Here is a 13,179-nt window from a genome sequence, read left to right as displayed (position 1 = left end):
CCCTCGCGGAGGACGGGAAACGCCTGCATCGCTCAGCGAAGGCCGGGCAGCGCGCGGAGGCAGACCTCGATGCCGGCGCGGAGGTTGCCGTGTGTGGTGACGCCGGAGAGGTCGACCCCGATGCCACACATGGATTGGGCGACGGCGGGCCCGATGCCGGTGAGGACGCCGCTCGCGCCGAGCAGGCGGATCGCGCGGACGATGCGGACGAGGTGGTCGGCCGTCGCGGCGTCGACGCTCTCGATGCCGGTGACGTCGATGATGGCGAAGCGAGCGCCTGTGCGCACGACCTCGTCGAGGAGCTTGCTGGTGACGTCGGCCGCGCGGGCGTCGTCGAGCGCGCCGATGAGGGGCACGGCGAGCACGCCCTGGGCGACCTGGAGGATGGGCGTGGACAGGGCGCGGATGAGCGCCTGCTGGCGCTGGATGACCGCGAGCTGACCGGCGATGGCGTGCTTCTGCCGCTCGAGCTCGGCGATGGTGGCGGTCATGTGCTCCTCGTGCTCCCGCTGCGCCGTGATGTCCGTTCCAATGGCGAGGATGTGCGCCGTGCCGTCCTGCTCGACGAGAGGCACCTTGACGACGGACATCCACCGCGTCTTGCTGTCCGGGCGCGTGACGGGGTGAACCCTCGAGACCGGCTGCATGCGCGCGAGCACCTCCCGGTCCATCTCGCCGATGACGGAGAGCTCGGCGTGGGAGCGCGGCAGATCGTCAACGGTCTTTCCCACCGCGCCCTCCACCGTGGTGTTGTACAGCTCGGCGTAGCTCTTGCTGACGAGCTTCATCTTGCCGTCCCGATCCTTGACCGTGACGACGATCGGGATGGTGTCGAGCACGAGGCGGATGAACTGCCGCTCGCGCTCGAGGGCGAGCTCTGCCTCCTTGAGCGCGGTGGTGTCGATACGCAGGCCGACGAAGCTGCCGTCGGGGAGGCGGCCGCTCTTGAGGGTGATCCAGCGGTCCCCGAACCGCCGCACGAAGACGTCTCCGGGCCGGCGATGCTCCGCGAGGCGAGCGGCGACCCACTCCTCTTCGCTGAGGCCGCTGTGGAGGTGGATCCCGTTCCGGCAGCCCTCGCGGACGACATCTTCGAACGTATTGCCCATCTGAATGGCGGCGGCACATTCGGGGTAGAGCGATTTGTACGCGGCGTTGAAGAAGCGGAGCCGCTCCTCGGCGTCGTAGATGACGAAGCCGACGTCGAGCGCCTCGACGGCCGCGCGCAGGCGCGCTCCTTGATCACACGCCGCCCGCTCGGCCCGGCGTTGCTCGGTCACGTCGCGCAGCGCGAGGAGCACGGCGGCGCACGCGCCCGAAGGGTCGACGAGCGGGCTGAGGCTGCCTTCGGCGAGGACGGCGCGCTCGTTCGCGAGGTGGAGCGTGAAGTCGGGCGGCAGGGCGCGCGGGGCGCGATCGCGGAGCACCTGCTCGAGCAGCGCGCCGAGGGGCGCATCGGGCCGCAGGACCTCATCGACGGGCCTCCCCAGCGCCGTCGCCCCGGGGGTGGAGGAGAGGCGCTCGGCGGCGGCGTTCAGCGTCAGGATCCGACCGCTTCCATCGAGCAAGAGCAGCGGGTCGACGCTGCAGGTGAAGGCGAGCGAGTAGAGATCAGCAGGAGCGTCGCTTGGCATCGGGAGGAGCGTAGATCAAGAGCTCCTCAGGGTGTCAGCCTCGGTGACCCCATGACGCATCGACAGGCAGCGGAGCCGCTGGTCGAGCTCAGCCCGGGCTCGGCTCCGTGAACCGCCGGACGACGGCCGCTGCCGGCGCTGCGCCACCTGGACCACCGCGCGCCGCGGCACACCGGCAGGCCGTCCTGGCATTGTCCGCCCATGCACCCACACACTGTGTGATTCATCCTTCTATTCCTTTCCTGGTCGCTGAGCTCGTCAGGTCACTTGCGCTGTTCTCCTCCCCAGAAAGGCTATCGGCCAGAGCGGGACGTTGGCCGCGAGTCGGCGCAAGAGCGAGAGTGGATCCAGAGAGCACCGCTCCACGCTCTCGACGAGGATGCGCGTCAACGATCCTGCAGCCACCGCGCCCGCCTCCGCCCCGACCCCCATCGCGGCAGCAAAAATCCTGTCGCCTGACAACGGCTCACCTCGAGGCATAGGCGGGTATGCCTATGCCTCGAGCCCGAGGGCTCGGGTACGAAGTCGTTGCAGTCACCTCGGGTCCGTCACGCTTCACCAGCTACGTTCAAACACCGCATCGGTTCGGCTGCCGCCGGCTGCAACCATCCCGGGCAACGGGAACGAAACGGGAGGTTTCCCCATGGGCGCATCGCCCCCTCACGCGCCGCGCGGCGCCGTCACGCTGTCGCTGTGCTTCCTGATCGCGCTGCTGGAAGGGTTCGACATCCAGGCCGTCGGCGTGGCCGCCCCCCTGCTGATCCCCGCCCTGGGCCTGACGCCAGGGCAGGCGGGCGTCGTGTTCGGGGCCGGTATGGCCGGGCTGGTCTGCGGCGCGCTGGCCGGCGGCTGGATGGCCGACCGCATGGGCCGGAAGCCGCTGCTGATGCTGGCCGTCGGCGTTTTCGGCCTGTTCACGCTGGCCACCGTGGTGGCGGGAGGGCCGGTGTCGCTGGGCCTCTACCGGCTCCTGGCCGGGACAGGGCTGGGGGCGGCGATGCCCACCCTGGTGGCCGTCGCCCTGGAGATCGCCCCGCCCGACCGGCGGACCCGCACCACCACGTTGATGTTCAGCGGCATGCCGGCCGGCGGCGCGCTGGCGGCGCTGTTCGCGGCCGGCTTTCTGGCGCGGTTCGGCTGGCAGAGCATCTTCCTGGCCGGCGGCGTGCTGCCGCTGCTGCTGCTGCCGGTCATGGCGCGGCTGATGCCCGACAGCCGCACCGCAGCGGCCAGCGGCGCCCAGCCGCCGGGCGGGGGACAGGCGCTGTTCGGCGATGGCCGGCTGCTGGTCACGCTGCTGGCCTGGTTCACCTTCGGCCTGACGCTGCTGGTGCTGTATCTGCTGCTGAACTGGCTGCCGTCGCTGGTCGCCGCCAAGGGCCTGGGCGGAGTCGGGGGTGCTGGCGCCGCCTTCGCCTTCAATGTTGGCAGCGTCATCGGCTGCTGGGTCATCGGCATGCTGGTGGATCGGCTCGGGCCGCGCCTTCCCATCATCGCGGCCTATCCCGCCCTGGCCCTGTCGCTGTTCGGCCTGGCGGGGGCCGACAGCCTGCCGCCGGTGCTGGTGCTGGCCGGCCTGGCCGGCTTCTTCTTGCTGGGCGCGCAATATTCGCTCTATGGCGTCATCCCGCTCTATTACCCGGCGCGGGCGCGTGGGCTGGCCACCGGCGCCTCCATCGCCGCCGGCCGGCTGGGTTCCATCGGCGGGCCGCTGGTGGCGGGCCACCTGCTGGGGCAGGGCTGGGGTCCCGCGGGCGTGGCCATGGCCATGGTGCCAGTGGTCCTGTCGGCCGGGGTTGCCGCGGCGGTGATGACCATTCGTGGACGTTATGCCGGTGAGTGAGGAAAGGGCGGAGGCGATCCGCGCCCGGCCGCGCGCCGGGCGCCATCCGGGCGGCGGGGCCTTCGGCCTGCGCGGTCCCGAGGGGCGCCGCCCGCTGGATCGTTCGAGAGGACTGGCTGCTGCTGGCGCTGGCGGTGCTGTTCGTCGCGCGCTTCGCCCGCTTGGCGGCGGCTTCAACGAGGTGCGGCGTCGAGCCGCATGTCTGCGGGAGGACTCATGCAGGTAATCGTCGCGGGCGCCGGGATCGGCGGCCTGGCCGCGGCTCTGGCGTTACACGCCTCGGGCCATGAGGTGACGGTGTTCGAGGCCGTGCCCACCATCCTGCCGCTCGGGGTCGGCATCAACCTCCTGCCCCACGCCGCCGAGGTGCTGGATGAGCTGGGCCTGGTCGAGGCCTTGATGGCCCACGGGGTGGCGACCCGGGAGCTTGTCTATTTCAACCGCTTCGGCCAGCGCATCTGGGGCGAGCCGCGCGGCCGCTTCGCGGGTCACGCCGCGCCGCAGATCTCCCTGCACCGCGGCGCCCTGCAAGGCGTGCTGTTCGACGCCGCCGTCGAGCGGCTGGGCACAGGCCGGGTGATCTGCGACCGGCGCCTCCTGGCCCACGAAGAGGGCGAGGGCCGCATCGTGGCGCGCTTCCTCAACCGCGAGGGCGTGGCCTGGACGGTTCCAGCCGATCTCCTGATCTGCGCCGACGGCATCCATTCGGCGGCGCGCGCCGGCCTCTATCCGGACGAGGGGCCGCCGGTCTATGGCGGCCGCATCCTGTGGCGGGCGACCAGCCTGGCGATGCCGTTCCTCACCGGCGCCAGCATGATCATGGCCGGGCATCAGGACCAGAAGTTCGTCGCTTATCCCATCTCCCCACCGGGGCCGGACGGCCGCCAGACGATCAACTGGATCGCCGAGCTCGCCATCGCCGAGAGCCTGCGACGGGAGGACTGGAACCGGCGGGGCGATCCCGCCGACTTCCTGCCCAGGTTCGAGGCCTGGCGCTTCGACTGGCTGGATGTGCCCGGCCTGATCCGGAACGCCGAGGCGATCTACGAGTTCCCGCTGGTCGACCGCGATCCGCTGCCTCGCTGGAGCCATGGGCGCATGACGCTGCTGGGGGACGCCGCCCATCCGATGTATCCGATCGGCTCCAACGGGGCGAGCCAGGCCATCCTGGACGCCCGCGCCCTGGTCCGCGCGCTCGCCGCCCATGCCGATCCCGTGGAAGCGCTGGCCGCTTACGAGGCCGAGCGCCTGCCCGCCACCGCCGCCATCGTCGCGGCCAATCGCGGCAACGGTCCGGAGCAGTGCATGCAGATCACCCAGGACCGCGCGCCCGACGGATTCGACCGTATCGAGGACGTCTTCGCCCCGGGCGAGCTGGAGGCCATCGCCGCCCGCTACAAGGTGCTGACCGGCCTGAAGCGCGCCTCGGAGCCCCGCGCGTGAGCCCTCCCCTCATCCCTCTGATGACGCTCGAGGTGGCGGTGGACCCGCCGGTCACCGTCAATCCGAGCTCGCCCGGCCGGCGCTTCATCCCGATCGTCGGCGGCACGGTGGCAGGCGGCCTCGAGGGGCGGGTGCTGCCGGGCGGCGACTGGCAGACGATCTGGGCCGACGGGCGGATGGACATCTCCGCCCACTACATCCTCGACATCGCCGGCCATGGGACAGTGGAGATCCTCTCCGAAGGCGTCCGCGCCGGGCCGCCGGAGGTGCTGGCGGCGCTCGGGCGCGGCGAGGCCGTGGACCCCGGGCTCTACTACTTCCGCACCGCCATCCGTATGCGCACCTCGGCGCCAGGGCTCCTGCGGCTGAACGCCGTGCTGGCCCTGTCCGTGGGCGAGCGGCTGGCCGACCGGGTGCGGCTCACGGTGTACGAGATCGGCTAGGGGGCGCGAGCGCGGCTGAGATCTTCAAGGCCTCGGATGGCCTGACACGGAGAACGCATGAGCACACAGACGAGAGCGGCGAGACGCCGGGGCGATGTCGGCGCAGGGTTCTTGGCCGTCATCCTCGGCATCACTTCCTTCCATCGCTCGGCACGGGCACAACCGCCGCCCGAGGCGCCGCCGGCGCCCACGGGCGAGGCTCCGCCGAATGCGGCCCCCGCTGCAGACGCGAGCGCGGCGCCAGCGCCTCCTGCGGAAGCCCACGCCGGCGCGCCGGCGCCGCAGAGCGCTGCCGGGCCTGGTCCAGCTTCGACGGCACCGCCGGCGGAGAAGGAGCCATGGAAGAAGCCGGTCAGCGTCGCGGCCTGGGTCCGCGTCGGAGGTCGCTTACAGAACCCCGGCGCGCGCGAGAAGATGGACCGGCTGCTCGGGGACGGAGAGCTGGATCTCTCGTTTTCAGGCGAGATCAACCGATTCATCGGCCTGCAGGGCGCGATCGTCGCTCAGTTCGGGCCGACCCCGACCGGGGGCAACATCACGGGCAGCGCGACCATCCGAGACGCCATCGCCAAGTTCCAGTTTCATGATCTGCTGAACGTCTGGATCGGTCGAATGATCGTGCCGTCGGATCGCTCCGCCTTCTCCGGGCCGTGGTCGATGGGGCCGTGGAACTATCCCGGATTCTTCGAGCCCTATGCGCCGCCGATCGGGCCGAGACAGGGGCCTTTCGGGCGCAACGATGGGGTGACCACCTGGGGCAAGGCGGCGGGCGGCCTGTTCAAGTATTACGTGGGGGCTTTCAGCCTGCATGACTCTTCGGTGAGCCCGCTTTACACGGCGAGGCTCAACTTGAGCTTGCTCGACCCGGAGCCAGCCTATTACCAGAAGGCCACGTACCTCGGGGAGAAGAGCATCCTCGCGCTCGGCGTGGCAGGTGAGGTGCAGAAGGAAGGTTCTGTCGAATCGCTGCCGCCCCCTGCGACGGGCGAGCCCGCAGGCATCCCACGCAAGGACACCTACGGCGAGGTCAACGCCGACCTCCTGTTCGAGAAGAACCTCGGCGCGGCGGGCACCATCACGCTCGAGGGCGCATTCTACAAGTACTTCGGCGACTTCGAGAGGTTCGACTATTCTTATTTTGCGCTCGCGAGCTACCTCACGCCGAGCAACGTCGGCGTCGGGAAGTTGCAGCCTCTGGTCCGGCTGCAACAAGCGAAGCCGAAGAACGCCGACTCCTATCTGCTCATCGATGCCCAGATGGGCTACATCATCGAGGGCCACGCCGCGCGTGTCGCGCTCGGCTATCAAAGAAGCGATCTGTCGGGGGCGAAAGGGAACGCCCTGTTTCTCGGCGTCCAGCTGCAAAAGTGATCCCCAAGACGATGGGGTTTCGCGCCCACGATCCGCGGCATAGGCGCGTATGCCTATGCCGCGAGCCAGTGGGATCGGGTACGAAATCGTCGCAATCACCTCCATGGAGCTCGCACGCGCATGAGGCTCGCCTCTCTCCGCGGCCCCGGCCGCGATGGCACGCTCGTCGTCGTCCGTCGCGACGGCCTCGCCTACGCGCCCGCCGGCGCCGCCCTCCCCACGCTCCAGGCCGCGCTCGACGACTGGGAGCGCGCCGAGCCCGCGCTCCGCCGCATCGCCGACGATATCGAGCGGGGCGGCGCGGCGGTGACCCCGCTCGTCGTGGAAGATCTCGCCGCGCCGCTGCCCCGCGCGTACGAGTGGGTCGACGGCTCCGCGTACATCCACCACATCGTGCTGGTGCGCAAGGCGCGCGGCGCCGAGCCCCCCGAGACGCTGACGACCGATCCGCTTGTGTACCAGGGCGGCTCCGGCGTCCTCCTCGGCCCGACCGACGACATCGTCCTGCGCGACGAGGCCTGGGGCCTCGATTTCGAGGCCGAGGTCTGCGCCGTCCTCGGCGACACCCCGCAGGGCACGCGCCGCGAAGAGGCCCACCGGCACATCCGCCTCTTCCTGCTGGCCAACGACGTGACGCTGCGCAACCTCGTGCCCGCCGAGCTCGCGAAGGGGTTCGGGTTCTTCTGCTCCAAGCCCGCCACCGCGTTCTCGCCGTTCGCGATCACGCCCGACGAGCTCGGGGACGCGCTCCGCGACGGGCGCGTCCACCTGCGGCTCCGCTCGACCTACAACGGCGCGCTCATCGGTGATCCCGAGGCCGGCCCGGAGATGCACTTCTCGTTCTTCGAGCTCATCGAGCACATCGCCCGGACCCGCGGCTTCACGGCGGGGACGCTCCTCGGCAGCGGCACCGTCTCGAACCGGGATCCGGCGCGCGGCGTGTCGTGCCTGGCCGAGAAGCGCATGCTCGAGATCCTCGCGCGCGGCGCGGCCACGACGCCTTTCATGAAGCCAGGAGACACGATCATGATCGAGATGCTGAATCGCGCGGGAGAGAGCCTGTTCGGGCGCATCGCGCAGCGGGTGGTACCCGGATGAGCGCCAAGGTGGAGTCGATCGGCATCAAGCGGGTGGAGGCGCTGCACTACTACGTGCGCGACCTGGAGCGGAGCCGCAGGTTCTACACGGAGAAGCTCGATTTCCAGGAGATCGCCGCGAGCTCGCCGGAGCTCACGGCGGCGGCGGCGCAGCGCTCGGTCGTCTTCCAGGCCGGCGAGTGCGTCGTCGTCTGCTCGCAGCCGATCGGCGAGGGGGGGCGGGCGTGGCGCTACCTGCGCAAGCACCCCGACGGGGTGGGCACGGTCATCTTCGAGGTGGAGGACATCGACCGCGCCTTCCGGCTGCTCGACGGCCGCGGGGGCACGCCGATCGACGAGGTCCATCGGGTGACGGAGGCAGGCGGCACCTTCGCCTCGTTCTCGATCACGACGCCGTTCGGCGACACCACCTTTCGCTTCGTGGAGCGGCGCGGCTACCGGGCGCTGTTCCCCGGCTGCGTGGCCTACGACGCGCCGCGCGGCGGTGAGAACCGCTTCGGGATCGCCCGGTTCGATCACATCACCTCGAACTTCCAGACGATGGCGCCCGCCCTGCTCTGGATGGAGCACGTGCTCGGGCTCGAGCCGTTCTGGCAGATCGCGTTCCACACGAACGACGTCGCGAAGGACGCCACTCACGGCTCGGGCCTGCGCTCGGCCGTGATGTGGGACCCGGCCTCGGGCGTGAAGTTCGCGAACAACGAGCCTTACCGGCCGCACTTCAAGAGCTCGCAGATCAACGTCTTCAACGAGGAGCACCGCGGCGACGGGGTGCAGCACGTGGCGCTCGCCGTGGAGGACATCCTCGCCGCGGTGCGCGCGATGCGCGGCCGGGGCGTGGAGTTCATGCCGACCCCGGCCGCCTATTACGACATGCTGCCCGAGCGCCTGCAGCGGCTCGGCATCGGGCAGATCGACGAGGACGCGGCGGCGCTGCGCGAGCTCGAGGTGCTCGTCGACGGCGACGGCGCGAGGTCGTACCTCCTCCAGATCTTCCTCAAGGAGTCGTCGGGTACGCACCACGATCCCGACGCCGGGCCGTTCTTCTTCGAGCTCATCCAGCGCAAGGGGGATCGCGGCTTCGGCGCCGGCAATTTCCGGGCGCTGTTCGAGAGCATCGAGCGGCAGCAGAAGGCAGGGGGGCACGGCTGATGCTCGATCGCGTCGTCGCCGGGATCGTCCCGCCCAAGCACCACATCGCCCTGCGCAGCGAAGCGGGGGATCTCCGCTACGAGGAGTGCCTGACGCGGGCGGGCTTCGACGGCCCCTACACGATCGCCTACCACGAGCGCCGGCCGCACGAGCACCGGGTCGCGGAGGCCGCGCACGGCTTCACGCTGCCGGTCGCCGCGCCGGCGCGCCCGCTGGCGAAGCGGCACTACCGGTCGCAGGATCTGCCGCGGCGGGGCGGGCCCGCCGTCGACTGCCGCGTGCCGCTGCTCTTCAACGACGACGTGGTGATCGGGCTCGTCCAGCCGGACGCGGCCGATCCGGTGTACTTCGCGAACGCGGACGCCGACGAGCTGTTCTTCATCTTCCACGGGGGCGGCGTCCTGCGCACGATGCTCGGCGATCTCCGCTTCGAGCAGGACGACTACGTCGTCATCCCGAAGGGGCTCTTCTACCGCTTCCTCCCGGACGCCGCGCCCCAGCGGTGGCTCTCGATCGAGGCCGCGGACATCCACCTCCCGCGCAAGTGGCGCAACGAGGTCGGCCAGCTGCGGATGGACGCGCCGTACTCGCACCGCGATTTCCGGCGGCCCACATTCGTCGGCCCCCTCGACGAGGGCGTCCGCGCGCTCGTCGTGAAGCGCGGCGGCGCCTTCCACGGCTTCGCCCTCGAGCGCTCGCCGCTCGACGTCGTCGGCTGGGACGGGGCGGTGTACCCGTTCGCGTTCCCGATCCAGCGCTTCCAGGCGCGCGTCGGGCTCGTGCACCTGCCTCCGGACTGGCACGGGACGTTCGCCGCGCGCGGCGCCCTCGTCTGCAGCTTCGTGCCGCGCCCGACCGACTTCCACCCGGAGGCGATCCCCTGTCCGTACCCCCACGCGTCGGTCGATTGCGACGAGTTTCTGTTCTATTGCCGCGGCAACTTCACCTCGCGCCGCGGCGTCGGCCCCGGCAGCATCTCGCACCATCCGGCCGGCGTCCCGCACGGGCCGCACCCAGGCGCGTACGAGGCGAGCCTCGGGGCCCGCGAGACGAGCGAGCTCGCGGTCATGCTCGACACGATCCGCCCGCTCTCGGCCACCGCGGCCGCGCTCGCGGTCGAGGACCCGGGCTACCAGGACAGCTTCATCGCGGGCCCCTAGCGGGGTCAGGCGCTCGGCCGACGATCGTCTCGTTGGATTCCAGCGCGCGCCGGACGCCGTGAATCGATCAGCGACAGGCGACAGCGCGCTACTCGAGGTGCCACACCACGATGGCGATCGTCAGCGAGCCCAGCACGCCCGTGACGTAGATCGCGGCGGCGTGCTCCGGGAAGACCGCGGCGGCCGCCGCGCACGCCGCGCAGAGCGCGGCGGCTAGCCAGCTCGCCCTCGGCAGGCTCGGCGCGGCGGTCGCGTGGACGGCCGCGAAGAGGAGCAGGTTCGTCGCGAGCGCGCGCTCCACGGGCTCGTCCGTGATCACGGCGAGCGCCCGGTGAAGGAGCATCGCGACGAGCAGCACCTTCACCACGTGGCCGATCCGCCGGTTCACCGCGCTCTTCGAGAGAGGGCGGCGGAAGACCCGGAGCAGCGTGAGCCCCGCGAGCGCCGTGACGCAGCCCATGGCGAAGAGGTCCACGGGGCGGACAACCGGGACGACGCGGCCGATACCCACCGTCGCCATCACGACGCCGAGGGCGCCGATCAGGAGGCCGAAGCGGATGCGCTCGCGCCTGGAGACCGTGAGATCGAACTCGGAGCTCCTCGCCAGCTCGTCGGCGAGGACGCCCAGCAGATCGTCGAGCCTCGGCCACCGCTCCTCGGGCCGCGCACGGAGCCCGCGCGCGAGCGCGCCCCGGACCCGCGCGGGCACCTTCGAGCCGGCCGGCGCCGGCCTCAGGAGATCGCGCCGCGCCCCGTCGAGCCGCGCTCGGACGTCCTCGCCCTCGAACGGCGGCTCCCCGTAGAGCGCCTCGTAGAGCGTGGCGCAGAAGCTCCACTGATCGCTCCTCGCCGTCGCCGGCTTTCGCTCGGCCTGCTCGGGGGCCATGTACGCCGGCGTCCCCATGAACGCGCTCCCGGCCGTGAGCGGCGCGTGGAGCGCGTCCTCCCCGGCGATCTCGGCTTCGGGGCCCCCGCTGGAGAGGGGCCGGTCCTCCTCGACGTGGAGGCGCGCGAGCCCGAAATCGGCGATGCGCGCCCGGCCGTCCTTGCCGATCAGGATGTTGTCCGGCTTGACGTCGCGGTGGACGAGCCCCTCCTGGTGCGCCGCCGCGAGGCCGCGGCCCGCCTGGATCCCCGCGGCGAGCGCGGCCTCCCACGCGCGGGGCTGCTCGCCGCGCAGGTCGCGGAGCGTCCGGCCATCGACGAACTCCATCGCCACGAACACGCCCCGCTCGTGCTCGCCGATCTCGTAGATGGGGACGACGTTCGGGTGTGAGAGCCTGGCCATCACCTGCGCCTCGCGCACGAGGCGGGCCCGGTCGTCGGGCTCGAACCTCCCCGGCGCGATGAGCTTGAGGGCGACGCGGCGGTCGAGCTCCGCGTCGTAGGCCGCATAGACGACGCCCATCCCGCCCTGGCCGGCCTTGGCGAGCACCGTGAACCGCCCGATGCGCGCGCCGGGGCTCAGCGATTCGTCGCGGCCGGGGAGGGCGACGGCGGCGCCCTTCAAGAACCCGTCCGGCTGGGCGCCGTCGCTCCGGAGCAGGCTCCACACCTCCCGGAGGAGCTCCGGGCGGCCCGCGCACCGCGCCTCCAGGAACGCCCGGCGGTGCTCGTGGCGCTCATCGAGCGCCGCCTCGAAGAGCGCCTCTACCTCGCGCGGATCAAGGGGCGGGCTCATCTCCGCCGTGGAGCGCCCGGTAGAGCCACGCCTTGGCGAAGCGCCAGTCGCGCTCGACCGTGCGCGTCGTCACGCCCGAGAGCTCGGCGATCTCGTCCTCGGTCAGGCCCGCGAAGTAGCGCAGCATCACGATCTCGGCCTTGCGCGGGTGCTCCTGGCTCATCTTGCGCAGGGCCTCGTCGAGGGCGAGGAGGTCCTCGACGGGGAGATCGAGCGAGAGGGGCAGCTCGTGGAGGTCCTCCTCGGCGACGCGCACCTGATCGCCGCCCCGCTTCCGGGCGGCCTTGTGGCGCGCGTAATCGACGAGGAGATCGCGCATGGCCTGGGAGGCGGCGCCGAAGAAATGGGCGCGGCTCTGGAAGCGGGCCTCGCCGTCCCGGAAGAGCTTCTCGTACGCCTCGTGGACGAGCGCGGTGGGGCCGAGGGTCTGCCCGGCGCGGAGGTGGCGGACGCGGGCCAGGGCGATCGTCTTGAGCTCGGCATAGACGGCGCGGAGGAGGGCGTCTGTGGCGTCCTTCCGGCCCTCCTGGGCGGCGTGCAGGAGGCCCGTGATGGCCTCGCCGGCGCTCGGTCCGGGGGCGCGTCGGTCGCTCGCGTTCATGGGGGTGCGCCTCGATCAGGCCGGAGCGTACACCAAGTGGCCGCGCCGACGAGCCCGACCGCGCGCTCCATCTCACTTCGCTCTGCGCTTGCCCGCCCGCGCCTTCCGCTGCGTCGGCGCCCTCTGCTTCGTCCGCTCGGGTGCCGCCGCCTTCTCGGGCCGCGTGGCCAGGGCCACGACGCGCCCGAGCTCCTCGCGGAGCGCGTCGGCCCTGCTCTCGCCGAGCTGCTCGCGGACATGCTTCTGCGTCCGCTCCCACAGCGGGAACGCCGCCTCGATCGCGCGCTCTCCCTGGCGCGTCAGGGAGATGATGCGGACGCGCGCGTCGCCGGGCGCCCGCGCCACGCGGAGCAGGCCCGCCTTCTCGAGCGGCACGAGGTTCCTCGTGAGCGTCGTGCGATCCATGACGAGCCCGTCCGCGAGCGCGCTGAGCTGCACGCCCTCGTCGCCGCACGTCGCGACCGCGGCGAGCATCGTGAGCTGCGTCGCCTGGAGCCCCGCAGCGCGCAGGCTGTCGTCGTAGAGCCGCGTCAGCGCGCGCGACGCGCGGCGGACGCGCACGAGGGCGCACTGGCTCGCGATGATCTGGGCGGCGCGGGCAAAATCGGTCACCAGTGTATCTACACTGTTTCGACCAGGTCCGTCAAATCGCGGCCAGGATCGCGGCTTGACATCCGTTCAGGTGTAGCTACACCTATCTCGTCCTCGACGGCGTGGATCCGCCTCGTCCGCACGACGCCTGCTCGGCGTCGGC

At 71.4% G+C, this 13,179-nt stretch carries 11 protein-coding genes; 7 read left to right on the top strand and 4 right to left on the bottom strand.

Annotated features, from left to right (window positions below; genetic code table 11):
- Positions 1 to 32: 32 nt before the first annotated feature.
- Positions 33 to 1,634 carry a PAS domain-containing protein gene (locus tag WME73_RS27230; RefSeq protein WP_437911425.1) on the bottom strand — a complete coding sequence of 534 codons (1,602 nt, stop codon included), beginning with the start codon at positions 1,632 to 1,634 and terminating at the stop codon, positions 33 to 35.
- A 643-nt stretch (positions 1,635 to 2,277) separates the two neighbouring features.
- On the opposite strand from WME73_RS27230, the gene WME73_RS27225 reads away from it, so the two are divergent.
- From WME73_RS27225 to WME73_RS27195, 7 genes are all read left to right on the top strand, one after another.
- Entirely contained in the window at positions 2,278 to 3,477 is a 1,200-nt protein-coding gene (locus tag WME73_RS27225) for an MFS transporter (RefSeq protein ID WP_437739313.1), read from the top strand.
- A 216-nt stretch (positions 3,478 to 3,693) separates the two neighbouring features.
- Positions 3,694 to 4,920: a flavin-dependent oxidoreductase gene (locus WME73_RS27220; RefSeq protein WP_437739312.1), complete on the top strand. Its 1,227-nt coding sequence runs from the start codon at positions 3,694 to 3,696 to the stop codon at positions 4,918 to 4,920.
- Positions 4,917 to 5,363, top strand: coding sequence for a DUF3237 family protein (locus tag WME73_RS27215; RefSeq protein WP_437849822.1), 447 nt, complete (start codon positions 4,917 to 4,919; stop codon positions 5,361 to 5,363). Before WME73_RS27220 ends, WME73_RS27215 begins: the two co-directional genes overlap by 4 nt.
- A 414-nt stretch (positions 5,364 to 5,777) precedes the next feature.
- Positions 5,778 to 6,734, top strand: a complete 957-nt coding sequence (locus tag WME73_RS27210; protein WP_437911424.1) for a hypothetical protein — start codon at positions 5,778 to 5,780, stop codon at positions 6,732 to 6,734.
- Positions 6,735 to 6,854: 120 nt separating this feature from the next.
- Positions 6,855 to 7,832 carry a fumarylacetoacetate hydrolase family protein gene (locus tag WME73_RS27205; RefSeq protein ID WP_437739309.1) on the top strand — a complete coding sequence of 326 codons (978 nt, stop codon included), beginning with the start codon at positions 6,855 to 6,857 and terminating at the stop codon, positions 7,830 to 7,832.
- Positions 7,829 to 8,983 (top strand): 4-hydroxyphenylpyruvate dioxygenase family protein, encoded by a 1,155-nt coding sequence (locus WME73_RS27200; protein ID WP_437911422.1) that lies wholly within the window; start codon positions 7,829 to 7,831, stop codon positions 8,981 to 8,983. The genes WME73_RS27205 and WME73_RS27200 overlap by 4 nt, the downstream gene beginning before the upstream one ends.
- The gene (locus WME73_RS27195; RefSeq protein WP_437739307.1) at positions 8,983 to 10,143 is read left to right on the top strand and encodes a homogentisate 1,2-dioxygenase; all 1,161 of its coding nucleotides are present in this window, start codon (positions 8,983 to 8,985) and stop codon (positions 10,141 to 10,143) included. Before WME73_RS27200 ends, WME73_RS27195 begins: the two co-directional genes overlap by 1 nt.
- An 88-nt stretch (positions 10,144 to 10,231) precedes the next feature.
- Here WME73_RS27195 and WME73_RS27190 read toward each other — a convergent pair whose 3' ends face one another.
- The 3 genes from WME73_RS27190 to WME73_RS27180 form a co-directional block, all read right to left on the bottom strand.
- A complete protein-coding gene (locus WME73_RS27190) occupies positions 10,232 to 11,824 on the bottom strand; it encodes a serine/threonine-protein kinase (RefSeq protein ID WP_437911421.1) in 1,593 nt (530 codons plus the stop codon).
- Entirely contained in the window at positions 11,808 to 12,425 is a 618-nt protein-coding gene (locus tag WME73_RS27185; RefSeq protein WP_437911420.1) for an ECF-type sigma factor, read from the bottom strand. The genes WME73_RS27190 and WME73_RS27185 overlap by 17 nt, the downstream gene beginning before the upstream one ends.
- 72 nt (positions 12,426 to 12,497) lie before the next feature.
- Positions 12,498 to 13,037, bottom strand: a complete 540-nt coding sequence (locus WME73_RS27180) for a MarR family winged helix-turn-helix transcriptional regulator (protein ID WP_437911419.1) — start codon at positions 13,035 to 13,037, stop codon at positions 12,498 to 12,500.
- Positions 13,038 to 13,179: the final 142 nt, after the last annotated feature.

The organism is Sorangium sp. So ce302, from assembly GCF_051530145.1.
GTDB lineage: Bacteria > Myxococcota_A > Polyangia > Polyangiales > Polyangiaceae > Sorangium > Sorangium cellulosum_B.
This window is presented reverse-complemented; position numbering and strand designations above follow the sequence as displayed.